28 protein-coding genes are annotated in these 24,316 nt (G+C 41.7%); 10 read left to right on the forward strand and 18 right to left on the reverse strand.

Annotated features, from left to right (window positions below):
- Nucleotides 1-295: 295 nt before the first annotated feature.
- Together AC3ISB_RS25725 and AC3ISB_RS25730 are read left to right on the forward strand one after the other, a co-directional pair.
- On the forward strand, nucleotides 296-1,288 hold the full coding sequence (locus AC3ISB_RS25725; RefSeq protein WP_141992979.1) for an NAD(P)/FAD-dependent oxidoreductase: 993 nt from the start codon (nucleotides 296-298) through the stop codon (nucleotides 1,286-1,288).
- A 154-nt stretch (nucleotides 1,289-1,442) separates the two neighbouring features.
- The gene (locus AC3ISB_RS25730) at nucleotides 1,443-2,087 is read left to right on the forward strand and encodes an SDR family oxidoreductase (RefSeq protein ID WP_489274916.1); all 645 of its coding nucleotides are present in this window, start codon (nucleotides 1,443-1,445) and stop codon (nucleotides 2,085-2,087) included.
- A 57-nt stretch (nucleotides 2,088-2,144) separates the two neighbouring features.
- On the opposite strand, the gene AC3ISB_RS25735 is transcribed toward AC3ISB_RS25730, so the two are convergent.
- Nucleotides 2,145-2,507 (reverse strand): HesB/IscA family protein, encoded by a 363-nt coding sequence (locus tag AC3ISB_RS25735; protein WP_214791215.1) that lies wholly within the window; start codon nucleotides 2,505-2,507, stop codon nucleotides 2,145-2,147.
- Between the two features lie 210 nt (nucleotides 2,508-2,717).
- Nucleotides 2,718-2,954: a YuzB family protein gene (locus AC3ISB_RS25740; RefSeq protein ID WP_098371467.1), complete on the reverse strand. Its 237-nt coding sequence runs from the start codon at nucleotides 2,952-2,954 to the stop codon at nucleotides 2,718-2,720.
- 286 nt (nucleotides 2,955-3,240) lie between these two features.
- On the opposite strand from AC3ISB_RS25740, the gene AC3ISB_RS25745 reads away from it, so the two are divergent.
- Entirely contained in the window at nucleotides 3,241-4,308 is a 1,068-nt protein-coding gene (locus AC3ISB_RS25745) for an NAD(P)/FAD-dependent oxidoreductase (RefSeq protein ID WP_489274918.1), read from the forward strand.
- An 84-nt stretch (nucleotides 4,309-4,392) separates the two neighbouring features.
- Here AC3ISB_RS25745 and AC3ISB_RS25750 read toward each other — a convergent pair whose 3' ends face one another.
- Nucleotides 4,393-4,722 carry a YuzD family protein gene (locus AC3ISB_RS25750; RefSeq protein WP_098371468.1) on the reverse strand — a complete coding sequence of 110 codons (330 nt, stop codon included), beginning with the start codon at nucleotides 4,720-4,722 and terminating at the stop codon, nucleotides 4,393-4,395.
- 166 nt (nucleotides 4,723-4,888) lie between these two features.
- Here AC3ISB_RS25750 and AC3ISB_RS25755 point away from each other — a divergent pair, with 166 nt between their 5' ends.
- The gene (locus tag AC3ISB_RS25755) at nucleotides 4,889-5,125 is read left to right on the forward strand and encodes a NifU family protein (protein ID WP_034310199.1); all 237 of its coding nucleotides are present in this window, start codon (nucleotides 4,889-4,891) and stop codon (nucleotides 5,123-5,125) included.
- A gap of 192 nt (nucleotides 5,126-5,317) precedes the next feature.
- Here AC3ISB_RS25755 and thrB read toward each other — a convergent pair whose 3' ends face one another.
- The 5 genes from thrB to yutH all read right to left on the reverse strand — a co-directional run bounded on the left by thrB (nucleotide 5,318) and on the right by yutH (nucleotide 10,827).
- Nucleotides 5,318-6,262 (reverse strand): homoserine kinase, encoded by a 945-nt coding sequence (thrB, locus tag AC3ISB_RS25760; RefSeq protein ID WP_489274920.1) that lies wholly within the window; start codon nucleotides 6,260-6,262, stop codon nucleotides 5,318-5,320.
- Nucleotides 6,259-7,320: a threonine synthase gene (gene thrC / locus AC3ISB_RS25765; protein WP_489274922.1), complete on the reverse strand. Its 1,062-nt coding sequence runs from the start codon at nucleotides 7,318-7,320 to the stop codon at nucleotides 6,259-6,261. Before thrC ends, thrB begins: the two co-directional genes overlap by 4 nt.
- On the reverse strand, nucleotides 7,317-8,615 hold the full coding sequence (locus AC3ISB_RS25770; protein WP_141992875.1) for a homoserine dehydrogenase: 1,299 nt from the start codon (nucleotides 8,613-8,615) through the stop codon (nucleotides 7,317-7,319). The genes thrC and AC3ISB_RS25770 overlap by 4 nt, the downstream gene beginning before the upstream one ends.
- Before the next feature lie 190 nt (nucleotides 8,616-8,805).
- Nucleotides 8,806-9,720: a L,D-transpeptidase family protein gene (locus AC3ISB_RS25775; protein WP_489274924.1), complete on the reverse strand. Its 915-nt coding sequence runs from the start codon at nucleotides 9,718-9,720 to the stop codon at nucleotides 8,806-8,808.
- Between the two features lie 105 nt (nucleotides 9,721-9,825).
- Nucleotides 9,826-10,827 (reverse strand): spore coat putative kinase YutH, encoded by a 1,002-nt coding sequence (gene yutH / locus AC3ISB_RS25780; RefSeq protein ID WP_480339350.1) that lies wholly within the window; start codon nucleotides 10,825-10,827, stop codon nucleotides 9,826-9,828.
- Nucleotides 10,828-11,024: 197 nt separating this feature from the next.
- On the opposite strand from yutH, the gene AC3ISB_RS25785 reads away from it, so the two are divergent.
- On the forward strand, nucleotides 11,025-11,522 hold the full coding sequence (locus AC3ISB_RS25785) for a phosphatidylglycerophosphatase A family protein (RefSeq protein WP_430096510.1): 498 nt from the start codon (nucleotides 11,025-11,027) through the stop codon (nucleotides 11,520-11,522).
- Nucleotides 11,523-11,582: 60 nt separating this feature from the next.
- On the opposite strand, the gene AC3ISB_RS25790 is transcribed toward AC3ISB_RS25785, so the two are convergent.
- Nucleotides 11,583-12,350, reverse strand: a complete 768-nt coding sequence (locus AC3ISB_RS25790) for a TIGR01457 family HAD-type hydrolase (protein ID WP_098371474.1) — start codon at nucleotides 12,348-12,350, stop codon at nucleotides 11,583-11,585.
- Between the two features lie 23 nt (nucleotides 12,351-12,373).
- On the reverse strand, nucleotides 12,374-12,958 hold the full coding sequence (locus AC3ISB_RS25795; RefSeq protein ID WP_311624894.1) for a DUF86 domain-containing protein: 585 nt from the start codon (nucleotides 12,956-12,958) through the stop codon (nucleotides 12,374-12,376).
- Between the two features lie 270 nt (nucleotides 12,959-13,228).
- On the opposite strand from AC3ISB_RS25795, the gene AC3ISB_RS25800 reads away from it, so the two are divergent.
- Nucleotides 13,229-13,495, forward strand: a complete 267-nt coding sequence (locus AC3ISB_RS25800) for a DUF3055 domain-containing protein (protein ID WP_098371475.1) — start codon at nucleotides 13,229-13,231, stop codon at nucleotides 13,493-13,495.
- Nucleotides 13,496-13,565: 70 nt separating this feature from the next.
- Nucleotides 13,566-13,853 (forward strand): cytosolic protein, encoded by a 288-nt coding sequence (locus AC3ISB_RS25805; protein ID WP_286201329.1) that lies wholly within the window; start codon nucleotides 13,566-13,568, stop codon nucleotides 13,851-13,853.
- 30 nt (nucleotides 13,854-13,883) lie between these two features.
- Here the strand turns inward: AC3ISB_RS25805 and AC3ISB_RS25810 are convergent, their stop codons facing one another.
- Nucleotides 13,884-14,159, reverse strand: a complete 276-nt coding sequence (locus tag AC3ISB_RS25810; RefSeq protein WP_076368161.1) for a YutD family protein — start codon at nucleotides 14,157-14,159, stop codon at nucleotides 13,884-13,886.
- Between the two features lie 113 nt (nucleotides 14,160-14,272).
- On the opposite strand from AC3ISB_RS25810, the gene AC3ISB_RS25815 reads away from it, so the two are divergent.
- Nucleotides 14,273-14,935: a YhcN/YlaJ family sporulation lipoprotein gene (locus AC3ISB_RS25815; RefSeq protein WP_489274928.1), complete on the forward strand. Its 663-nt coding sequence runs from the start codon at nucleotides 14,273-14,275 to the stop codon at nucleotides 14,933-14,935.
- A 38-nt stretch (nucleotides 14,936-14,973) separates the two neighbouring features.
- On the opposite strand, the gene lipA is transcribed toward AC3ISB_RS25815, so the two are convergent.
- Nucleotides 14,974-15,888, reverse strand: a complete 915-nt coding sequence (lipA, locus tag AC3ISB_RS25820) for a lipoyl synthase (RefSeq protein WP_063234033.1) — start codon at nucleotides 15,886-15,888, stop codon at nucleotides 14,974-14,976.
- A 187-nt stretch (nucleotides 15,889-16,075) separates the two neighbouring features.
- Between lipA and AC3ISB_RS25825 the strand changes: the two genes are divergently transcribed.
- Nucleotides 16,076-17,065 carry a M23 family metallopeptidase gene (locus AC3ISB_RS25825; RefSeq protein ID WP_489274929.1) on the forward strand — a complete coding sequence of 330 codons (990 nt, stop codon included), beginning with the start codon at nucleotides 16,076-16,078 and terminating at the stop codon, nucleotides 17,063-17,065.
- Nucleotides 17,066-17,151: 86 nt separating this feature from the next.
- On the forward strand, nucleotides 17,152-17,901 hold the full coding sequence (gene yunB, locus AC3ISB_RS25830) for a sporulation protein YunB (protein ID WP_098371478.1): 750 nt from the start codon (nucleotides 17,152-17,154) through the stop codon (nucleotides 17,899-17,901).
- A gap of 22 nt (nucleotides 17,902-17,923) precedes the next feature.
- Here the strand turns inward: yunB and AC3ISB_RS25835 are convergent, their stop codons facing one another.
- From AC3ISB_RS25835 to sufB, 6 genes are all read right to left on the reverse strand, one after another.
- A complete protein-coding gene (locus AC3ISB_RS25835) occupies nucleotides 17,924-19,021 on the reverse strand; it encodes an HD-GYP domain-containing protein (protein ID WP_489274932.1) in 1,098 nt (365 codons plus the stop codon).
- A 178-nt stretch (nucleotides 19,022-19,199) separates the two neighbouring features.
- Nucleotides 19,200-19,502, reverse strand: a complete 303-nt coding sequence (locus AC3ISB_RS25840) for a YunC family protein (RefSeq protein ID WP_098371480.1) — start codon at nucleotides 19,500-19,502, stop codon at nucleotides 19,200-19,202.
- Nucleotides 19,503-19,557: 55 nt separating this feature from the next.
- Nucleotides 19,558-20,952, reverse strand: a complete 1,395-nt coding sequence (locus tag AC3ISB_RS25845; protein ID WP_489274934.1) for a bifunctional metallophosphatase/5'-nucleotidase — start codon at nucleotides 20,950-20,952, stop codon at nucleotides 19,558-19,560.
- 13 nt (nucleotides 20,953-20,965) lie between these two features.
- Nucleotides 20,966-21,793, reverse strand: coding sequence for a sulfite exporter TauE/SafE family protein (locus tag AC3ISB_RS25850; protein WP_141992869.1), 828 nt, complete (start codon nucleotides 21,791-21,793; stop codon nucleotides 20,966-20,968).
- A gap of 83 nt (nucleotides 21,794-21,876) precedes the next feature.
- Complete coding sequence (locus tag AC3ISB_RS25855; protein WP_489274935.1) at nucleotides 21,877-22,725, reverse strand: DUF72 domain-containing protein; 849 nt, start codon at nucleotides 22,723-22,725, stop codon at nucleotides 21,877-21,879.
- Nucleotides 22,726-22,917: 192 nt separating this feature from the next.
- Nucleotides 22,918-24,315, reverse strand: a complete 1,398-nt coding sequence (gene sufB, locus AC3ISB_RS25860) for a Fe-S cluster assembly protein SufB (protein ID WP_144527602.1) — start codon at nucleotides 24,313-24,315, stop codon at nucleotides 22,918-22,920.
- Nucleotide 24,316: the final 1 nt, after the last annotated feature.

The raw sequence follows: 24,316 nt of genomic DNA on the forward strand, positions 1-24,316 counted from the left end.
TATTAGTCTTTTTCCATACCTTTTTCAAGTAACAAACCGAACTTTTTCGGGTTAAAATAAAGCCAAAAAGCGTTACTTTTCACCCAGTTCCGAACCATATTTATACGATATGCTTAACATTGGTAAAGAGTAATTTTACCCACTTTTGAAAGAGAATAAAGAACATTCATCATAAAACCGCCTATATATAGTCAAAACTTTCTCACTTTTCTAACTTTACCCGTTTTTTAAAAGATCATCTATGTTAAAATAAGAGAATAAATTTCAGCAAACCTAGTATATCGGAGGGATAACGTTGGAAGTTAATGAAAAAGTTTATGATATTACCATCATTGGCGGAGGCCCAGTTGGATTATTCACTGCATTTTATGGGGGAATGAGACAGGCATCCGTAAAAATCATCGAGAGCCTACCACAATTAGGCGGACAATTGTCGGCCCTTTATCCTGAGAAATACATCTATGATATCGCTGGTTTCCCCAAAGTGCGCGCTCAGGAGCTAGTGAATAATTTGAAAGAACAAATGGCAAAGTTCGAGCAGGATGTTGTCCTGGAGCAGGCCGTTCAAGAAGTGGAAAAGCAAGCCGATGGAGTTTTCAAGTTAACGACTGATAAAGAAATCCATTACTCCAAAACGATTATCATCACAGCTGGGAATGGGGCTTTCCAACCCCGCCGCATCGAAATTGATGATGCAAAAAAATATGAAAGCAGTAACCTTCACTATTTTATCGATGATCTCAATCATTTTGCCGGCAAAAAAGTGGTGGTCTTCGGAGGTGGGGATTCAGCAGTGGACTGGGCCCTGATGCTGGAGCCCATCGCCGAGAAAGTGAGCATCATACACAGAAGGGATAAATTCCGTGCCCACGAACATAGTGTAGAAACACTTAAAGATTCAAAAGTTGAAATAAAGACTCCATACATACCTTCAGAGTTGATTGGTACAGACGGACGGATCCATACAATTGTCATCAAGGATACAAATGGTGAAGATACAGAGACGATGGAGGTAGATGCAGTCATCGTCAACTACGGCTTCGTTTCTTCCCTTGGTCCCATTAAGGAATGGGGACTCGATATCCAGAAGAACAGTATTTTGGTGAATTCCAGAATGGAAACGAATATCCCGGGAATTTATGCTGCAGGTGATATTGCAACATATGATGGCAAAGTAAAATTGATTGCAAGTGGTTTTGGTGAGGCACCCACTGCCGTCAATCACGCCAAACAATATATTGACCCAAAAGCCAAAGTTCAGCCGATGCACAGCTCTTCCATGTTTTAAAATCACGCAAAAACCCGGCTTTCACTGCCGGGTTTTTTGTTGTCCCCAATTCGATGATTGTGGATAACTTATTTCCATTAGTTATCCACAGTGCTTATCCTTGTCATTCTAAGGGTAAAGAGTAGGATAAGCACTGAAAGGGGAATGCACATATATGAATATTTTAATTGCAGGAGCCAACGGAACGACCGGAAAACAGATCATTGGGGAATTATCAAAAAATCCGCAAATGACTGTATACGGGATGATCCGGAAAGAGGAACAGGCTCAAACGATAAAAGAACTCGGCGGGCATCCAATCCTTGCAGATTTAGAGGGAAATGTGGATAAAGCAGTGGATAACATGGAAGCCATCATTTTTGCCGCCGGATCTGGACCAAAAACAGGGCCGGATAAAACGACAGCTGTGGATAAGAATGGAGCCATTAAACTAGTTGATGCCGCCAAGAAGAAGGGTATCAAACGTTTTGTCATGTTAAGCTCTGTCGGTTCTGATAATCCGGAACAAGCCCAAGCAGGAATGCGACATTATCTCGAAGCAAAGCATGATGCCGATGAACATTTAAAAGCAAGCGGGCTGACATACACGATTGTCCCGCCGGTTGCTTTGACAAATGAACAAGCCATCGGAAAAATCTTTGCGGCTGAGAAAGTGGATCATACTAATAAATCCATTCCAAGGGCCGATGTCGCCGCCGTTCTTGCCCAATCAGTCACAGAGGAAAAAACATTCAATAAAACTTTCGAGATTTTCAGCGGCACCCTCCCAATCAAAGAGGCCCTGTACAATATCAACTAAACATTAAAAAGGGGGCACTTGTAAAAGTGCCCCCCTTTTCTAAAGTATTGGAGTTTCTTAGCAGTTCTCCGGTGTACCGGCGTTTTTTGCCGTTTTGAAGGAAGACCCGCAACCGCATGAAGCGATAGCATTTGGGTTTTCAATCGTAAAGCCTCCGCCCATCATCGTTTGTTTATAATCAACTACCGTTCCATTCAATATATCTGCATCCTCGGCATTAACAAGGATCTTAATTTCAAACTGTTCCAGCTGGCTATCTTTATCCCCAGGCTCTTGTTCAAAACCCATTCCGTAGGATAATCCGCTGCAGCCTCCGCCTTTAACGGCCACTCTTAAAAATGAACCCTCTTCGCCATTATGTTTCATCATTTCTTTTATCTGAAAAGCGGCAGCTTCCGTTATTTGAACAACTTCACTCACAATAAATCCCTCCTTCTTCTGATATGTGAGATAGAACTATTTCTCTTTATAGTATATACCAAAGAAATTCCCACGCTCAATGTTCCAGCTTGAAAATATTCATATTCCCCCACCTATTTTACCAAATAATTAGTTTATACTAATGCTGCAAAACTGATAATTAAAAAGGCTGTTCCATCGAGGAACAGCCTTTTAATTCGCCATTGATGATTAGAACATTTCATATTCATCAATGTACTTATATATTTTATCCACCAATTCATCCGTTGTGTCACCAAAAACCACTTCACCGTTTACAAGAGCATATAAGTTACTGGAGCATCTGCCGCAATATCCCAGACAACCATATTCTATGATATCTAAATTCGGATCCCTCTCCAATCTTTCCAGAGCCTCCTGAGCGCCACTGGCCAGATTGCTTACACAAAATTCAATAATCGGGTACATTGTTTCACCTCACAGTTACTAACAAACCATCTTATTACTTTTCCCGTATACAGTCAATATTTACGCATAAAAAATCAGCCGATTTCAAGATATCGGTTGTGATTTCCTTTTATATTCGTTATACTTTTGTCGGGGTACGTAAAAAAAGAAAATTATCTAATTTTTTATTCTTGTTACTAATTGGGGTATATATATTTATTTAAACTTTAAAGGGGACCATTTGGGGGAATCCTATAGTTAAATGCTTATCAAATTTTCAAGAGATCAAATAAAGGGGAAAAATCATATGAAGAATCTAGTCATACTTGGTGGCGGGTATGGTGGTATGCGCATGTTGCAAAGATTGCTGCCTAATCAGCTTCCTGAAAATGTGAGCATCACGCTTATCGACCGTAATCCTTATCACTGCTTAAAAACGGAATATTATGCTTTAGCAGCAGGTACCATTCCAGATCAGCACATCCGTGTTGCATTTCCTGAACATCCTCGCTTGAAGAACGTATACGGAGAAGTACTTTCCATCGATATGGAAAATAAACAAGTCATTATAGAAAATCAAGATCCTGTCTTTTATGATGATTTAGTCATTGGCCTTGGCTGCGAAGATAAATACCACGATATTCCTGGTGCAGACACACATACTTACAGTATCCAAACAATCGATAAATCACGAAGCACATATTCAGCTTTGAATAATTTAGGTGCCGGTGCAACCGTTTCTATCGTTGGTGGCGGACTGAGTGGTGTTGAGCTTGCAAGTGAATTGATTGAAAGCCGTTCAGATTTAAACGTCAAGCTATTCGACCGTGGACCGCATATTCTATCTGCATTCCCAGAAAGATTAAGTACTTTTGTTGAATCATGGTTCGATAAACATACAATCGAGATCGTCCATCATTCAAATATAACGAAAGTTGAGCCAAACCTTCTTTATAATGGCGACGAAGCCGTTCAAAGCGACGTCATCGTATGGACAGCTGGAATTCAGCCAAGTAAGATCATCCGCGATATGGATATTGAAAAGGACCGTCAAGGAAGAGCTGTTCTGACTCCTCAGCATTTCCTACCTAATGATGACAGCATCTTTGTCGTCGGTGACTGTGCGAGCCTGCCTCATGCGCCTAGTGCTCAATTAGCGGAGTCCCAAGCAGAGCAAATCGTCCAAGTTCTTGTGAAGAAATGGGCAAATGAACCACTTCCGGAAAGCTTCCCTACAATGAAATTAAAAGGAACATTAGGTTCCCTTGGGAAGAAACAAGGTTTTGGTCTTGTTGCAAATCGCCCAATCACAGGCAGAGTGGCACGCCTAATGAAATCAGGCATCCTCTGGATGTATAAATACCATAACGGTTGATTCCAACCCATGATACAGTTAAACTGACCCAATGAGCTGCATGCAGCTCATTGGGTCAGTTTTTCTTATTTCTTCCATTATATATCACACTTGCATCGTATATCCGTATTTTTCCATGGTTTCCACCACTTTTTTGAGACGCACATTTCCTTCTGCGATGATTTCACCTTCGATGAGGACCAGTGGATAAAACAAATCTTCTTCGATCATCTTCGCGGCAAAGTTCTTTTGCTTCAGCGTTTCTGGGGGATTATACATATCTATATAGGATATTTTGAATTTCTGCTCAGGAAACTTTCTCGTTAAAGCGGCTTCTAGCCACTCGCAGGTATCTTTCGAAGAAGGGAGATTCACACAACTCGCGCAAATTTGCTCCGCTCCATACACTTCTATCTCAATTTCTTTAATTACCATAATCTTCCTCCTTCATTTTAGTATATTTGCTTCATTTTGAATAATGTTTAAAAACTTCACCTGTTTCCATCATACCAGAATAATATAGATTATATTTCCGCAAAGTTACAGTTGGATTTTTTACTACCTTCGCTTTATAATATGATTAGGAAAGGAGTCGATTGCAATGTCTGAACAAACAATGGAAGTTCAAGTTCAAGAAGTCCTAGATAAGCTTCGTCCGTTTCTTCTTCGTGATGGCGGTGACTGTGAACTAGTTGACGTAGAAGATGGAATTGTAAAATTACGATTACTAGGAGCCTGCGGAAGCTGTCCTAGTTCGACCATTACGCTAAAAGCTGGGATTGAGCGTGCCCTTCTTGAAGAAGTTCCTGGTGTAGTGGAAGTTGAACAAGTTTTCTAATAGCCCTTTAAATAACATGCAGCGTATGGATGAAGGATTACTTCATCTATACACGTTCAACCTTTTTCATACAGGCCGGAACTTTTCCTGGTCTGTATGAAAAATAAAGCTGACTCGGCTTTTGCCCTATCAAATGAATTGATACGGCTTGACGCGAGTCAGCTTTTTTATTGGACGGTATATGAACATGGCTTACGATTCCAAAAATTTCAATTCCTTTTTTTCCTGTTCTGAAAGGATTGCCGTATAACTGCCATCATTATCGATTTCCAATTCTTTCGCAAGAAATTCCGGAAACCTTTCCTTCAATCCAGTGAGCAAACTTTCACTTTTTTCTGCCGATGCCAAGCATAAAACAGTTGGTCCTGCTCCGCTTAGTGCTGCACCAAATCCGCCTTCATTAAGGACAACTTCTTCTATAAGCGCTAAATGAGGGACCAACTCCGCCCTATATGGTTGATGGAAGCGATCACTTTGCATCATTTCACCAACAAGCTTCCAATCTTTTGATAGAACTCCCGCCAGCAAAACATTTGCGGCTGCACTTCCGCTTATCGCATCTTTATAGGAAAGCGAATTCGGAAGGACATTTCTTGAATCCTCAGTAAGCAATTCAAAATTGGGAATGACAGCAATCACCTTAACTCCCTCGATCGGAAACGACACGACATCCGTTCTTTCATCCGTATGAAGGCCCACGACCAATCCACCATACACAGATGCCCCCGCATTATCCGGATGCCCTTCAAAGATGGAAGCATGCCTATTCTTCTCATCATCGGATAAATGAAGTTCACCAACGATGTTCGCCAATTCAATCCCCGCCACAATGGCAGAGGCACTGCTTCCAAGACCCCGAGCCAGCGGAATTTCGCTAGAGACGAAAAGCCGGCATGGGGATAGTTCCTTTCCATAGGAAGCCGCCGTTTCCTTGGCAATCTGGACGATATAATTACGATCATCCCTTGGAAAAACAGACATTTCCTCTGAAAGCGGAACGACTTCCCAATGATCTGATGAAGATCCGTGTATTTCCAAGTAAAGGCCTAACGCCAAGCCGATGGAATCGAATCCTGGGCCTAAGTTGGCCGTACTTGCTGGTACACGGATCAAGAACATCTCCGATTCTGCACTCATGCCTGCTTCACACCCTGCAGATGTTCTAAAATGACTTCTTCATCCATTGGCAGCAATGTCGGTTGAATCGTGCTAGTATTGACAGCCACATTCGGATCTTTCAATCCATTTCCAGTCAATACAGCAACAATCTTACTTCCTTTTTTGATTTCACCGCTTTTTAGTTGTTTATAGATACCTGCAATGGAAGCACAAGATGCCGGCTCTGCAAATACCCCTTCTTTTTTAGCAAGGAAATGATAGGCTTCCAGAATTTCTTCGTCTGTCACCTCATCAATTTTGCCTTTGGATTCATTTGCTGCTTCAACAGCGAAGTTCCAACTTGCAGGATTTCCAATCCGGATGGCTGTTGCAATCGTTTCTGGATTTTCAATGATGCTATCCCGGACAATTGCAGCCGCACCTTCAGCTTCGAACCCTCTCATTTCAGGAAGGCCCGTTTGTTTCGATTCGTTATATTCTTTAAACCCTTTCCAGTAAGCAGTTATATTACCTGCATTCCCGACAGGAAGAGCCAAAATATCCGGTGCCGAGCCAAGTGCATCACAAATTTCGAAAGCCGCTGTCTTCTGCCCTTCAATCCGGCATGGGTTGACCGAATTCACAAGAGTTATCGGTGAGCTCTCACTAAGTGAACGGACGATTTTTAAAGCCTGGTCGAAGTTCCCTTCGATCGAGATGATTTCCGCTCCATACATAACGGCTTGGGCAAGCTTGCCCATGGCAATTTTACCTTCCGGGATGACAACGATACAGCGCAGGTTGGCACGGGCCGCATAAGCTGCTGCAGCTGCTGATGTATTCCCGGTGGAAGCACAGATGATCGTGTCGCTGCCCTCTTCTATCGCTTTGGCGACGGCCATGACCATTCCGCGATCTTTAAACGACCCAGTTGGATTTGCCCCTTCGTATTTTACATGTAAGTCGATTCCCCACTCTTCGGATAATCGATTCAGTCTGATTAAAGGTGTATTCCCTTCCAAAAGGGTTAGTGCAGGTGTGTTTTCATTAACGGGTAAAAAATCTTTATACGTGCTTATAAGTCCTTGCCAGCTCATTTGATGTCCTCTCCTTCAACTCTGTATGTGCTTTTCACTTCTCTTACCATATTGTAATCATTTAATTTCTGTATTATTTGCTCAAATGCAGCCTTTGTGGCAGTATGCGTAACCAATACGATTTCGGAAGATTCCTTTTCATCCAGAGGCAATTGAAGGATTTTATCGAATCCTACCCCATGCTCGGCAAATAAATTCGTGATTTTGGCTAAAACGCCAACTTCATCTTGAACATGTAATCGAATGAAGAACTTAGCGAAAATCTCAGTCGCATCTTTTAATTGTTTCGGGAACTGAGGTGAAACGGCACTGCGGCCATTTACGCCCAGCCTCATATTCTTGATGACCGTCACCATATCCGAAACGACTGCAGTCGCAGTAGGAAGACTGCCAGCCCCCGGTCCGTAAAACATCGTTTCCCCTACGGCTTCCCCATAAACGTATACCGCATTATACTCATTATTTACCGATGCTAAAGGATGTGCTTCAGGAAGAAGTGCAGGCTGGACACTTACTTCGACTCTATCCCCTGCCCTCGAAGCGACGCCGATCAATTTCATTGTATAACCAAGCTTCTTACTATATCTCAAATCCTCTTCGGATATCTCGGTAATGCCCTGTACCTCAACATCATTCAAGCCAATGTTCATGGAGAACCCGAGTGTGGAAAGGATCGCCATTTTACGGGCCGCATCCAAACCGCCTACATCGGCAGTCGGATCGGCTTCAGCAAATCCCAGCTCCTGAGCTTCCTTCAATACGTCATCATAAGCTCTGCCTTCCTTGCTCATTTTCGTTAAAATGAAGTTTGTCGTTCCATTGACGATTCCCATCATTTTCGTGATGCGGTCAGAAGATAATCCATCCACAAGTCCGCGTAAAATCGGAATTCCCCCTGCAACACTTGCTTCATAGAACAAATCACATTGATTCTCTGTGGCCAATTCCAGCAATTCAGGTCCATATAAAGCCATTAGGTCTTTATTGGCCGTAACGATATGCTTTTTATTCTTTATTGCCTCTATCAGATAACCGCGTGTTTCTTCGATTCCACCCATCACTTCTATTACAACATCAATCTCGGGATTCGAGAGGATATCCTCAGGATTGTCAGTTAACATACCTTTATCGATCTCGACAAGCCTCTCCTTCGTCGTGTCTTTGACTAGTATCTTCTTAACGGATATGGAACAGCCCACTTGGTGCATGAGCTTGTCCTGATGGCTTTCAATGATTTGTACGACTCCTGATCCAACTGTACCTAACCCCAATAAACCGATTGAGATGGCTTTCATATTTTGGTTCCCCCTTAAAAACTGTTTGCCTGAAGAAGACGTTTGTATTTGTATAGTAGACATTATAAGTTTAATTCATATAATTATCAATAGTTAGAAAAGATGGATGCACGAACTTTTTTCGTCCATCCCTTGAACGAGTAAGAACGGGTAAAGCTAAATTTTTTATGGGAAACCATTTTGTTCATTATTACTTAACGCTCTTCAATGAATCATTTGTACCCATTACAATATGTGGCTTTTGCACGGGATCCATCCATTTCAGTAAACTGACGACATTCTTTTCGGCCGTGGCTGTACATCCAGCCGTCGGTTTTGTACTCCCTCTCCATATATGAAGAAAGATTGCACTTCCTTTTCCTTTTACGATGGGATCCGTATTATAATTGATGACTGCCCCATACTTATAGAGTTCATGATTCATCCTTTCGAAAGACTTCCATTTACCTGCAGGATTTCCTTTATAGGTTTTCCACTTGTTATAATCCGTGGATGTCTGATCATCAATCCAGTAGTCATATTTGGTCGTTTTCTTATAACTCATTTTCACTCCTGCCGGCTTCGTTTCGCTTCCAAAGGCCGTACCAAATGAATAAATCCCGACCGGGGATTTCCCATCACCCTCTTTTTTGCTCTTCGTGAAGCCGTTCTTCCCAATGACACCCTCCATCTTCTTCAATGCCCGGCGCCATTCCCCTTGTTTCTTCTCATAAGTTTGGATCGTGACCTTCGTATCACTCATCGCTTTACCTGTCACAGATACAACTTGGTTAACGCCCTTTCTCCCATCGAATTTCTTCAAAATGGCTTTTTCACCGGAACTGAAAACCTCTTTTGCATCTGCCATATTGATATATGCGGTCTTATTTGAGTGACAGACCTTATACCAGCTTCCAGTTCTTCCGCTTGCCGTTAATTCTTTATTTTTCTTATAGGTTTTTAACGTTTTACTTGCAGCCGACGCCTTTTCTTTCACATCCGCTTCAGACTTCATGACAATCTTGAATTGAGTTGCTTCGCAGCCTGTTTTCGTTTCAGCCTTCGCAAGATTTGCCGTGTGGAAGATTAAAAAGGCTATAAGGGCGGCCATCATCAATCTTTTCATGGTCCCATCCTTCCGTAGTGATCAAATATCTAATTATTCTAAAAAATCTTGTTATTATCATAACATAGTAAGTAAGGATGAATCATATTTCTTTCCTGTTTTTATCTAAATCCAGTCAATTTTAGGCAAATCATATTGCTTGGCAGGGACCTCTGCCAATTCATAAAAATGTTTGAGGAAGGACTCATATTGTTGGGAGGATTTCGTGATCGAAGATATTTTATCCTCCAATTGGTTCGACCTTGATTCCGTCGTTTTTGAAAAATACTCTTCCACAGTTTCAAAGTAATGAATGGGAAATAGCATCCTCGAATATAATAACCGGGCCGAAAAGCTGGAGAACGGTTCTATGGACTGATATTCGTGAAAGAAATGGGCAATTCCCCGCTGATGGGTATGCACATTTTGAAAATAATGTTCCCTCACCCATTCCGCGACATCCCTTGTTCCGTGGTCAAATACCCAATCGAACGGATTTTTCATCCACTTATTGCTTTTCCAGGTATCATGTAAAAAACGTTCATAACATACCGTTCCACTATCGACAATTTGCGGGGTTTCATCGATTTCCGTGTCGACTAAATATTGAATCGCATTTTCACCTAGGACCATATAATAGGGAAAGGTTTCAATAAATAATTTTTCAAACTGGTTATCAGGATGGGCGTTGAGCTTATCCCGCCAAATCTTTTCTAACTGATCGATCCTTTGTTCCCAGAGTTCTTTCCATTTACCAATCCTTGAACATGTTCGAATCGTATCATTAATAGTTCTCCCACGCTGATGGAATCTTGCCAGACGTCTTCCTGGGTTGAAATTTTTCGGACCTTCCAATGCCTGATTGGCAAGAAGGATGAATAATTGTTCATCCGCTTCCGAAACATAGCTTCCATGATTGGCAAGGACAAAGGCGGATACGTGACGATCACCTTGTGAAATCAGATGTTGAGACATTTTATAACGTTCCACTAATTCCTCTTGCTCCATATTTTCAATGGGAACGATACTGTACACCATATTCCCTGAACGGAAGCTTGGAAACCTGACATTGGCTTCTTCAAGCTCCACCTGTATACCATAATTATTAAAAATGATTTCTTCTATCATGGAATGACCCCCTTCATCAAATGGATATAATAGAAATATTGGACATCATAAACTTATATATATGTGGAATAACCCGTTTTCTGAATGATTATCGAAACCTTATTAGAAATTCCAATCAAAACATCTTCCGTGGGTTTTCAGTTTAATCAAATCAAACTACCTGCATTAGAACTTAATATAGAGAAATGGGTGATGACATGGCTAATATTGAACAATCAATGTCTGAGAAAACGGCTCGAAAATGGCTAATTGAACGAGGAGTGAAATTGGAGGATATCGCTGAGCTTGTCATGTATTTGCAATCTGGCTACCATAAAAATCTCCAAATGTCCGATTGCCTTCACAATGTCGAACGGGTCCTTTCAAAACGCGAGGTCCAAAATGCCATCCTTACCGGCATTCAGTTGGATATTCTAGCTGAGAAAAAACTGCTCGAGGAGCCTTTGCAGAGCATCATTGAAATAGATGAAGGCCTATATGGGGTCGATGAAATATTGGCTTTTTCAATTGTGAATGTTTATGGATCCATCGGTTTTACCAACTATGGTTTCATCGATAAACAAAAGCCGGGTATCTTAAAATATTTAAACGATAAAAGCACGGGTAAGGTGAACACCTTTTTAGATGATATCGTTGGGGCAATTGCAGCTGCCGCTTCAAGCCGGCTTGCCCATAGAACCGAAAATGGGGAATAGTAAACATATGATATTCACGGCATAAAAAAACCAGGGCTGCATTCGCAGGCCTGGTTTTTTTCATTCGAAGCGCCATAAGTCGAGGGTGTCCACCACATGCGTCGGCTGCTCCTTATATTGCTTTAAGCGTTCTTTTGTCGTTACGCCAGTATGTACAAGCAGTGTATCGATCCCTGCATTGATGCCGGCAAGGATATCCGTATCATAGTTATCTCCAACCATGATTGTCTCTTCTTTAGGTACCCCTAATACTCTTAGAGCTTGCTCTACTATGACGGATTCAGGTTTTCCAATGAAAATCGGCTGTACCTGGGTCGAAACGGAAACTACGGAGGTCAAGGCACCATTCCCCGGTAAAAGGCCTTGCTCAGTGGGAATGGCAATATCACCATTGGTCGAAATGAAAACAGCGCCGTTTCTTACAGCAAGACAGGCTTTTGACAACTTTTCATAATTGACCCCGCGGTCGATGCCCATTACCAGAAAGTCTGGATGCTCTTCCACAAGCTTCATTCCTTTTTCCTTAAGAGCCTCTATGATGCCTTCTTCACCTACCACATAAACCGATGCATCTTTCTTTTGTTCAGCTATGTAATTGGCAGTGGCCATGCTTGTCGTGAAAACCTGGTCATCTTCCGTCGATATGCCGATGCTTCTCAATTTATCCGCCACCTGTGCCGGAGTCCGGGATGAATTATTGGTGACGAATAAATAAGGGATATCCCTTTTCCTTAGGTCATTAATAAACCCTGCCGCTTCCGCAATTTGTTCGGTTCCGCGATACATGGTGCCATCCAAGTCAATTAAATATCCTTTATACGACTTCATTTGAATTCGCCTTCCTAACGCTGCTAGTTTTTAAAAGCTGATACAGGTCCCAATTCATTTGTTAAATAGTTCCTCACCAAATCCGGGAATTGCTTGAATGCCTCGATATTTTCCGAAAATACGGCATGCAGTTCTGTGTGATTCACTTCAATGAAGTCTTGAACCAGCATTTTCCTTAGCGGCAAGACCTTTTTGAATTGTATCGCCTTTTCTTCAGAAATGACTTTTTCATCTTGAAGGATATCGATAATATCTTCATAACTTCCTGGATCACGCATAATAAAACCATCAATTACCGCATTTCCTACGTCCAACACGGAATCGATGGAAGTTTGTATGAGCCTTTCAGCGATAAGTTCCGAAAGATCTCCATCCCAATTATCATGCCCTTCAAAAAGTCCAAGCTGCTTTTCAAGAAAACCTAATATTTGTTCAATCTTTTGGCGGTCTACAAAGTACATTTTTTTCCAGATCCTTTCTGATCTAAGATGATATAGGGAATCATTGGTTGAATGAGCGGCATAGTTAAAACCCTGTGCCGCACCAACCTTATTCCTTGATAATACCATAGCTTCTCCCTTACTCTCAATTCCTTCAACCACAACCATTGTACCATCCAATAACTAACAGAAGCGGGTGTGTTACACATTGCCATTTTCTATGGGTGCATTTCCCGACAGCAACTCCAAGAAATCCAATTCACGATCCCATTTATATTCTTACCATTTTCATTTAATCGATGAACGCTTATGATTGCCGGAGCATCATGAGGAGCGACGAGGTTCTCATGCAGAAGCCCCGTAAAATGTCTGTTCCCCTATTGAAGTCACTTTGTTATGATGGAACTACAAATGTGAAGTTAAGAAGGGAATGATACTATGGAAGATCGTTTTTATTTATACAATGACGTCGTTGATTCAAAAACCCGGTTCATAAGCTTCATGGGAGAGGAATCAAGATTCGACCTGGCCATTACGACTACCGATCGTTTTTATGGAAAGAAACTTGTTTTAAATATGCAGAGTAACCGTTTCGCGATTATTGGGCCTGATGATTTAGAAGAGGAAGGCTATCTTGAGCATGCCTTTCAGTTATCAGAAGCGGAAGCCGAAGAACTGCGTCACTTTTTAATGGAAATCGTCTGAGTGCTGAAGTTTTTTATCTTAAACGGGAAACCTACTGAATGTAAGATCGATTACATGAGGGGGGATTATCTTGGACAAAGAAGAATACCACGATTTTTCCAATGTCGAAAAACAGAGGGATTATTTAATTCCTGAAGAATTTCCCGAAGGACCTTTTGGATCAGCCATAGCAAAAGATGCACCAGTTCAGAATAAAAACACCCCGTGGCAGGAAGGGCAACGATATCAAAGTGCCTTTAATTATGAAAATAAATCGTTGCACGAAGATTTACCTCGACAATATCCTGGTGCTCATCCGACACATGATGATTCAGAAAAAGATGAACAGCCTCCATATAAAGGATATGGTAGCTCTTAACAAGGAAGGCCAGAGTGAATTCTGGCCTTTTTATTTCTTTATTTTCTTCACGACGAAATAAGGACAGCCAAAATTGCAGTATTCATATAAATATTCACTAAGCGTGCTTATTTTCGTATCAAAGGTCGCTTTCTGATTATTATCATCAAAAAATCCACGCAGTCTCAATTGCCCGTAACCCCAATCCCCTACTATATAATCATATTTCGTTAAAATCTCACTGTATCTGGCCTTAAACGCTTCTTCGTTATAGCCTTCCCTTTCATTCTCAATTATTTCATAGGTCATGTTATTGATGTTAATCATTGTTTTCACCTCTCATATATACATTCCTTCTTTAAATTATAACTGATTCCCCATCAATTACTAAGCGAAAAATAGAGAAATATGTTCATCCTAAAGTTACGGGGGTGTTATTGATGAAAAAAACAATAATAACGATAGGTTTAAGCTCGATTATTGCACTAACCGGATGTGCTGATAAAGCAAAAGATCAGGGGATGGGTGCAAAAAACCATGCCGGTAACCCAACAAACGTAAATAATCCAACTCAATATTATGATGAGGATTATCGTAATAATGACAATAAAAGTGATGATTTTGGTTTTACCCGCACTAATAGTGCAACCATTGATGGCCGTAACATTTCCAACAAAGCTGCTTCCATTGACCGTGAACAACTTTCTGATGTCATTTCTAAACTGAGTGTTCAAATTCCAAATGTCAATGATGCCGCTACCCTCGTTACTGATGAGGAAGTGCTTGTCGTATATGATACCAATGCCAAGGATCGGACAGAAACCGCAGACCAAGTCAAACGCACTGCCATGTCCATCGTGCCTCGCTACTATCATGTCTACGTCAGTGATGATTATCAAACCCTTGCCCAAGATGTCGAGAACTTCTCTACATTGAAATCCGGCAGCAAAGGGATCGACTATACGATCGAACAAACCATCAAAAGAATGCTGAAGTCGCCTCAAGGGTACAAAATGAGTGACGAAGAAAATGAAAACGGGGAAATGGTTAACGATAAAAGAGATCATCACGATAACATCCATCAAAAAATGGATAACCCTTAATAAAAAAGGACCGAATTTTTTCGGTCCTTTATTTCACTCTATTTCAATAATTCTTCACCTTTGTTTTGCTTATGTTTTGCCGCAGCATTAACCTGTTCATCCGCATGGTAGGATGAACGGACAAGCGGGCCGGATTCACAATGGCTGAAGCCTTTTTCCAATGCACGTTCCTTCAGCTCGGCAAACTCCTCAGGCGTGTAGTATTTCAGCACCTTTAAATGCTTTTTAGTCGGCTGCAAATACTGGCCGATCGTCATGATATCCACATTATTAGCCCTTAGGTCATCCATGGTCTCAAGGATTTCCTCCCGAGTTTCACCCAAACCTACCATTAAACTGGACTTTGTCGGGATTTCCGGATACAGTTCCTTGGCTCTTCTTAAAAGCTCCAATGAACGTTCGTACTTGGCTTGAGCCCGTACACGGTCGGATAAACTTCTGACAGTCTCTATATTATGGTTCAGGATATCTGGTTTAGCATCCATCAAAGTCTTGATATTTTCAAACACCCCGCCCATATCAGACGGTAATACTTCAATTGATGTAAATGGATTTTTGCGTCGGATGGCACGGACCGTTTCAGCGAAAACTTCAGCGCCTCCATCCTTTAAATCATCACGGGCAACAGCTGTAATGACGACATGCTTTAAATTCATCAAAACGACGGAATCGGCAACACGCTCCGGTTCAGCCCAGTCCAATTCATTCGGACGTCCGGTTGTAACAGCACAAAAACGGCAAGCCCTTGTACAGATTTCACCTAAGATCATGAAAGTAGCCGTCCTTCTCACTGCCCAGCATTCGTGAATATTCGGACATTTTGCCTCTTCACAGACAGTATGAAGGTTTTTCTCGCGCATCATATTTTTTAAACCGAGGTAATTTTCGTTAGTATTAAGCTTTATTTTCAACCAATCTGGTTTACGAAGAATTTCTTTATTTGTAGAAGACATGAAAATGCCACTCCATTCTATAGAAATTAACACACCCTACTTTAACAATAAAAAAGCATTTATACAAGTTATAGTTGGTTTCCCATTATTTATTTTTCATGTTTATAGCTAAATCAGCAAAACTATAAAAGATGGATGGACTGATGTCTTTTAAATACGGAAAATGTCATGAAAGGAGCCTGCCCCGTTGAAAAAATTATTCCTTCTTACCATAACTTGTTTGTTTATTTTGAATGCACCAGGCCAAGCGGCTAATGCTGCCGATATCCCAGATGTTTATGCCGGGAGAATGGAGCTATATAAAAATATGGAGGCCGCCCTCCAAATCCCGTGGTATTACCTTGCTGGAGCTGATCAATATGAGCACAGCCTCAGGGCTGCACGAAGGGATTTAGAGCCGGCAAAGGGTTTGATAGGCATCCACATCGAGCCTTCAAAGTGGAGCGGGGCCCTCAATCCTGACTTAAACGACGTGAACCCGCTCACGATCACATTTTTTGATGGGTTTGGCCAGGATGGAAATGGTGATGGCAAAGCTGATATCACTACTGATACAGATCGATTGTATGCTTTTTCGAAGCATCTCCAATCTTATGGTGCTGATGAAGATAATATCCGGATCGGCTTGTGGGATTATTATAAACGAGATAAAGCCGTCAGCATCATTATCGGCAATGCCGAGATTTATAAAAAATATGGCCGGTTGGATCTACATGAAAAGGCCTTCCCGGTTCCAGTACGAACTCATTATACGTACTTAAATACATGGGGAAGCGCTCGTGGATGGGGCGGAAGGAGAATCCATGAGGGCACTGATATTTTTGCGGACTATAGCCTTCCCGTTCGTTCCACGAGCTATGGAATCATCGAAATGAAAGGCTGGAATAAATTTGGCGGATGGCGGATTGGGATACGGGATTTAAATAATACCTATCATTACTTTGCCCATTTAAGCGGCTTTGCCAAAGGGTTGAAAGTCGGACAAATCGTCGAGCCCGGACAAGTCATCGGAGGTGTCGGCAGTACAGGTTACGGCCCTCCAGGAACTTCCGGAAAATTCCCCCCCCATCTTCATTACGGAATGTACAAAGACAATGGAATTACAGAATGGAGCTTTGACCCTTACCCCTATTTAAGATTGTGGGAAAGGAAAGATCTGTCTAAAAAGCAAAAGTGAGCGGCGTGAATTTTACGCTGCTTTTTTTTGATTCGAACATAAACCCCTGAACTTAATGCATAGTTATTAGTAAAGGGGGCTAAAGCGTGTTCCGAAAAAGATTTCGAACGAAGAAATTCCGAAAAAAGGGGCCTCTTCCCACCCGAAAAGTATTTCTCTATTCATTTATCCTGTTTATCATATCAAGCATCATGACTCTTTGGTACGTGGACAAATCAATCGAACCCGTGATCATGAGTGTAGCCGAATATGAAATCAAACGGATTGCAACGGAAACGATTCATGAATCGGTTGATGAGAATATAGCGAAGATTGATATGAACAAAATCATCACCAATAACAAGGGTGGTAAGGGCTCCAGTTCTTCCTATAGCTTCAATCCGGTCATATACAGTGAATTGCGGGCTAACATTACGAATGATATTCAAAAAAAGCTTGGCATCAAACAGGGAAACCCTTTTAAAACAGGTTCAGCCAAAATAAATGATGAACAATATAAAAGTGTGGTCTATTATATACCATTTGGTGTCGTAACCGGGAATAACCTTCTTTCCAATTACGGACCTGAAATCCCAGTGAAAATGTCGGTCATCGGGAATGTTGAATCGGATTTGAGGACAAAACTGACAAACGCAGGCATCAATAATGTTTATTATGAATTGATTGTGGATTTTGATGTCAATATTCAAATCGTCATCCCCTCTTTCACAAAGGAGACCAAGGTGAGTCAGGAAGTGACAGTCGGAAGCCTGCTGATCGAAGGTGATGTTCCAAGTTATTTTAGTAACGGAAACAGTTCGGTGGCACCTCCCATCATGAAGGAAAACAAGGAATGAAAAAACCAGCTTATCCTTGAGGTTAGGCTGGTTCTTGTATATTGAGACATTTCATGATAAGCAAATGCAGGTTTTTATTCAAGTCCACTTCATACGGCTCCTTGATTTGCTCCCCATCTTCTTCAAGTATCCTTATCATGGGGCGGTCTCCTATCCCCTCGTTCTGAGCGGATACTACCCCTTTCCTTCCATCATTCAATTCAACGGATAGACCATTAGGATAAATGGCAACCGCCCGGCGGAAAGCCTCGATGATCATATTATCGAACTTTTTCCCGACTCCGGCATAAAGGACTTCCAATCCCTGATGCGGCAGCATGGCCTTACGGTAAACCCGGTTGGAAGTCACGGCATCAAACACATCGGCAACGGCAATGATCTTGCCGAAATAATGGATTTCATCCCCTTTTATCCCACGGGGATATCCAGAACCATCTAACCGTTCATGGTGCTGATAGGCACAATTCGCAACTAAAAGGGAAACGGTATGAACATTTTTGATTAGATGGAATCCGTAATCGGCATGTTTTTGGATTTGTTCAAACTCACTTTCCGTCAGCTTACCGGGTTTATGGAGGATTTCCAAAGGCACGAGCATTTTGCCGACATCATGTAAAATCGCTCCCAGCCCAAGAATTTCGAGATTCCTATCATTGATATTCAATTCCATGCCGATTGCCAGGGTATATAAGGTCACATTGAAGGAATGAGTAAAGATATAGTCATCGTATGTATAAACGTCAGCTAATAAAGTCATTAACTCTTTATTCCTTTTCAGCTCGCCCATGATGTTCCGAACTATTTGAGTGAACTTGACGTTAGCCTGCTCTATCGTGAATGACCCAGCAAGGTTCATTTTATTTTTCATGTCCAGGAAAGTAGTTTCAATCGTATTAATGGCTTCTCTTCGTAGTTTCCCTGACACTGGGAGCATTGGAATAATGTCATCCGTCCTGGAATCTTGAATGTAAACAAAGGGAATATTAAGGGACACCAGTCGATTGATCATTCTCTGCGTTAATGTAAGACCCTCGCACAATAGGATATGACCCCGCTCATTATAGATGTGTTTACCGAGCCTTGCTCCAGGGCTTAGGGACTCTGTAATAGCTAGCCTCATACTTGTACTCCATTTCCCTGTTCAATATTTGTAAATCAAACCGTTTCTTTCCTTTATTAGGATTATCGGAAAATATTTTGATAAATGAATCTGTTTGAACGCATTTATTGAAAAAATATCTGCATTTACTTTGATAAAAAAATAAGGCCCCCTTCTGGAAAAAAGAAAGCCCCCCTTTTCAAATCATTTTGATTAATGCCTCTTTACCAATCATTCCTGGATGAATGCCCTTTTCCACAGCCTCCCAGGTAACTGATTCAAGCGGCGCTTCCAATAGTTCTTCAATCGATTTAACTCCTGTGGCCCTTCCTGCAAGGATTTTACGATCTCTCAATTTATCATTCAGCAGTCCAACATCTAACGCACCGCACATTATATACCCTTTTTCGGACGCGATAGCAAGTAAATTCGTTTTGGGAAGTCGGACAGAAATGGCTAGGAATGTATGATTATCAAGAATTATTGGTATCATGTTAATCAATTGGTTTCGCCCCTCTCTTCCCGATACTTTATGAAAAAAAGGGCGAAACCGTGATTTAGAGTTTGTTGTTTGTGTATATTTTTTCCAGCTTCCATAAAAGGATATCCCGTAAGAATTCCGGTAGTAAGTATTCCTTGCGATTGGAGCGCTGGATACTTGGAAAGAAGTGCCCAAACGTGAACATATCAGGTATTGCCAGTTTATAGGACTTATCTGCCTGCAGTTTCTCCCCTTTTATAAGTATCCCTTTTACGATTCCATTCTCCATTTCGTTAAATTCAATTTGATCATAATGCATGGCTCCCATGATATTTCCGCGGAAACCGAAACCTTTCACCTGAATATGAGGCCACTCCTCATTTCTCGATTGCATTAAGATTTCTTTTAATTCATTCCCATTAACTTCAACGACGCAAGGATTGATGGGATGCGGACAGATTCTGTGAATATCCCCTTTTGTGACAGGTCCCTTGGGCAGCCCTTCGAGCAGAAGACCGGCATTCAAAAAGGAACAATCCGCCTGAGTCCACTCCCTTAGGGCATCCCCAAGTAGTTCAGTCAAAGGACTTCCTTTGAACCAATCATTATCCAGTGCTTCGGGTAAATCCACTGCAACCTGTTTTAGTGTTTCCCCTCCGGCCTGGTGTATCTCTTCAATCCATGACCGTTCATTCTCCAATTCCAAAAAGTCATTGGTATCATAAAGAATGGCACTCTTATGGCTAACTTTCTTTTCCTGATTGACGGTCATTTCCACCTGTCCAACATAGAAACCATATTTCCCTGCACCGCAAAGGAGTGTATCATTAATCAATTTACCTTGGTGGAGGATGTGGTGGGTATGCGCGCCAAGTATGATGTCAATCTCCGGAAAATCCTCTGCCATCCTCTCATCATCATGGATGCCCAGGTGGGAAAGGATGATGATTACATCCGCCTCTGTTTTGACCTTTTCGAGCTGTGCCTTTAACTCCACGAATGGTTCTGTTATTTCCCAGCCCAACGCAGAATAAAACTTTTGAAAAAAAGCTGTCAAACCTATCATGGCAATTTTGGTGCCTTTTACCGTCGTATGTATCCAATATGGCAGCGCCCATTCCGGCCTTTCATAATCACCGTAATAAATATTGGCTGCCAAGACCTTGAACTTTGCATGATCATATAAGGAGTCTAATGCATCATGAGGTAGAGTGATCCCTTCATTATTGCCGATGGTCACATATTGGTAGCCCGCTTCATTAAGCAGTTCAATATTTCCTTTACCCAACGTACCTTCTGTATATGGATGCCAGCGGTCCACATGATCGCCTATATCCAGTATGATCGCTTCTTCTCCCGTTTCTTGATGAAGTTGTCTTCTTTCTTTAAGAAACTTATCAATACGAGGCCAATTCTCAAAATGACTATGGAGATCATTGGTGTGATACAAATGAATGATTTCTGACATCATTTCTCCTCCTCGTTTATCCTGTAATACCTTGATATATAAGACGTAAACCAATGATTATCAGCACTATTTTCAACATATTTTCCAGCGATGCACTCTTTAGGCGCGTATTGATGAATGCGCCAAATTTAGCACCGAACCAAGCACCCGGAATCAGGGCAAAAGCATATGGCCAATTTACATTCCCAAGAGAAATATGCGTAATCGAATTAGTGATGGAAGATAGAAATACCATGAACATCGAAGTCGCAACAGCCATATGCGGAGGGAAGAAGAATAGAAGCATCATGACGGGAACCATTAAGGCCCCACCGCCAATTCCAAATAACCCGGAGCTGAATCCCACGACAAAAGAAATCAATACAGCCAACAGGGGATGGTAACCATAGGAAAATGAATGTCCATTTTCTGTTTTATACGTCTTCACTATTTTCCCTTTTCCAGGCTTGAAAAGCATTGGCTTCAAACGATTTTTCACTAATAACACGATAGCCATGAAAACCATGAAAATTCCAAAGTACAATGAAAAAGCTTCGGCGTTAAGGTTTTTATTCACATAAGCCCCTATTATTCCACCAGGTGCACTGCCAATAAAAAAGATTAAGCCAGCCTTATAATCCACCACTTTATGTTTTAAATAAGATAAAGTAGAAGATAAGCCGGTAAAAATCATGATTACGGTTGAAACACCTACGGCGACCTGAGGAGTCAGCTCATCGATAATATTCGTAGATGTACCTAAATATAAAAGAGAAGGCACAATGATGATGCCGCCGCCCAGACCGACAAGAGCGCCGATTGCTCCCGCTAATAATCCAATACCAACTAATACTAACCATACCATGAAGAAATCCGCCTTTACCTGTTTGTGAGGATATTACCTCTCTAGCTTGTCACATCATCTCTTTATTAATTATATAATTCCCCTTAAAACAAACCAAGCTGCTTAGGAGCCAACCCTTCATATTCTATACCAAGCAACTCAATCATTTGTTTGGCATTATCAGCGGCATCTCCTCCTGAGTTATTATTGAACAGGACATATATCTCCTTGGATTCCTTTTCCAATTTCCTGATTTTCTCCACCCATTCTGTCAATTCCTGATGATTATATCTATATAAGTACCTGACTTCACGCCAATTATCACCTGAGGAAGGCCTTTGCCAACCATGCAGGTTACGGCCATGAAAGCGTATCAGGGTTTTATCTTTACCGGCGGCATGCAGAACGACAGGAATGGATCCCTCTCCAGCCTGCGGCTCATCGCATACAGTATGGATCCAGCCTTCCTTTTCGATAAAGTCCAAAGTTTGCTGTAATACATTGGGCCTGTACCAGCTTTGATTCCGAAATTCAATGGCAGCTGGAATATCGCCCATTTCAGCTTTGCACCATCGCAGGTAATTCACATTTTCCCGTTTACAATCAAACCATGGCGGAAACTGAAATAAGACCATCGCAAGCTTGCCGGACTTCTGATAAGCTTCCAGAGAGTCGCAAAATGCCTTGAACATTTCCTTCTTACTTTCAAATGGGATTTCCCCACGCTGATGTCCTGTCATCCCTTGATAGGCTTTAACGACAAACTGGAATGATGCTGGCGTCTCGGATACCCACTTTTCACTGTTCCTCTTTGGCTGGATTGCATAGAATGAGGCATCCACCTCCACAACGGGAAAATGTGCACCGTACTCTTTGAGTTTATCACGCTGGGACACACCGCCATGATACAAACTATCATGATCACCCCAACCGGTCACACCAACATAAATCATCTGCATCATCACTCCTTTGGGACAGGCCCCAATTACTGGACTTCTTCTTTATTATTTTTTACCCTTTTTGAGCCATATCTAATCTTTGGTATAAGGGTGTGAATATCAAAACAAAAAGCCTGCCAGTCAGACCCGGCAGGCTTTTGTATGAATGGTTATCCTAAATCGCCTTACAGGCAGGCCAGTCGGTTATTATCCGATGGAGCCTTCCATTTCGAACTTGATCAGACGGTTCATTTCAACCGCATATTCCATTGGAAGTTCTTTTGTAAATGGTTCGATGAAGCCCATTACGATCATTTCCGTTGCTTCTTGCTCAGAAATTCCGCGGCTCATCAAGTAGAACAATTGTTCTTCAGATACTTTGGAAACCTTCGCTTCGTGTTCAAGGGAAATGTTATCATTCAAGATTTCATTGTAAGGGATCGTATCAGATGTAGACTGATTATCCATGATTAATGTATCACATTCAATGTTGGAACGAGCTCCATCCGCTTTACGTCCGAAATGAACGATACCACGGTATGTTACTTTACCGCCCTGTTTAGAAATTGATTTAGATACGATAGTTGAAGATGTATTTGGAGCTAGGTGAATCATTTTTGCTCCAGCATCTTGGTGTTGGCCTTTGCCGGCAATGGCAATCGATAATGTCATACCACGAGCACCTTCACCTTTTAAGATGACAGCAGGATATTTCATTGTCAATTTGGAACCGATGTTACCATCGATCCATTCCATTGTTGCGTTAGCGTCACAAACCGCACGTTTCGTAACCAGGTTAAACACGTTGTTTGCCCAGTTTTGGATCGTCGTGTAACGGCAGTAAGCATCTTTCTTAATGACGATTTCAACAACCGCACTATGAAGGGAGTTAGTTGTATAAACAGGAGCTGTACAACCTTCTACATAGTGAACGGATGCGCCTTCATCAACAACGATTAGCGTACGTTCGAATTGCCCCATGTTTTCAGAGTTGATCCGGAAATAAGCTTGAAGCGGAGTATCCACTTTAACGCCTTTTGGTACATAGATGAAAGATCCGCCTGACCAAACTGCCGAGTTCAATGCAGAGAATTTATTGTCAGTGGGCGGGATCGTTTTTCCAAAGTGCTCACGGAAGATATCCTCATTTTCACGAAGTGCCGAGTCCGTATCTTTAAACACGATACCCAAATCTTCCAATTCTTCTTTCATGCTATGGTAAACCACTTCTGATTCGTATTGAGCAGATACGCCGGCAAGATATTTTTGTTCGGCTTCAGGAATTCCCAATTTATCAAAAGTCTGTTTGATTTCTTCAGGAACTTCATCCCAAGATTTCTCTGATTTCTCTGATGGCTTAACATAGTATGTGATTTCATCAAAATTCAGGCTCTGCATGTCGCCGCCCCATTGAGGCATTGGCATGTTGTAAAAATGCTCCAATGATTTCAAACGGAAATCAAGCATCCATTGCGGTTCATCCTTCATTCGAGAAATTTCTTCCACGATTTCTTTTGTCAGACCACGCTTTGAACGGAAGATGGAAACATCTTTATCCGCAAAGCCATATTTATAATCGCCGATTTCAGGCATTTTCTTTGCCATA

The organism is Peribacillus sp. GL_122 (genome assembly GCF_057835005.1).